This window comes from Psychrobacter sp. 1Y4, from assembly GCF_051847555.1.
In genome coordinates this window covers 1-861 of record NZ_JBPYDE010000315.1, presented here as the reverse complement: position 1 = coordinate 861, position 861 = coordinate 1, and the positions used below count along the sequence as shown (strand labels likewise).

The window sequence follows — 861 nt, the reverse complement described above, 5'->3', positions numbered from 1 at the left end:
CGGCGAAGTGATGGCGATTGGTCGTAATTTCCAAGAGTCGATGCAAAAAGCCCTGCGCGGTATGGAAACAGGCGCGGATGGCTTTGATGAGCAAATTGACTTATCAAAAGTTAGTGCTGAGAAGGCTCGTAGCGAGATTATCAATCGCTTAACGATTCCAACCCCAGATCGCATCTACTATATCGCTGATGCCTTCCGCGTTGGTATGAGCGTCGATGAGGTGTTCAACTTTACCAAGATTGACCCATGGTTCTTGGTACAGATCGAAGACATCGTCAAAACAGAAGCCACTGTGAAGTCACTGGGCTTTGGGGGATTGAACGAGAAAAACCTACGCAGCTTCAAACGTAAAGGTTTGTCAGATTTACGTTTGGCTAAACTACTTGGTATCTCACAAAAGCAACTACGTAAAAAGCGTTGGGATCTGAACGTTTACCCAGTATACAAGCGTGTTGATACCTGTGCCGCAGAGTTTGCTACTAGCACCGCTTATATGTACTCAACCTACGATAGCGAATGTGAAGCCAACCCAACTGACAAGAAAAAAATCATGGTCATCGGTGGCGGCCCTAACCGTATCGGTCAAGGTATCGAGTTTGATTACTGCTGTGTACACGCAGCGCTTGCCATGCGTGAAGACGGCTATGAAACCATCATGGTTAACTGTAACCCTGAAACCGTTTCAACCGATTATGACACTTCTGACCGTCTATACTTTGAGCCAATCACATTAGAAGACGTGCTAGAAATCGTTCGCATCGAAAACCCTGATGGTGTGATTGTCCAGTTCGGTGGACAAACGCCATTGAAACTGGCCCGCGCGTTAGAATCAGCAGGCGTAAAAATAATCGGTACGAGCCC

General features: G+C 46.8%; 1 protein-coding gene. It reads left to right on the top strand.

Going from position 1 to position 861, the window contains the following annotated elements; translation table 11 throughout:
- Positions 1-861: carbamoyl phosphate synthase preATP-grasp domain-containing protein (locus ACS8FC_RS16010; protein WP_459112968.1), on the top strand; the 861-nt coding region annotated here is incomplete at both ends.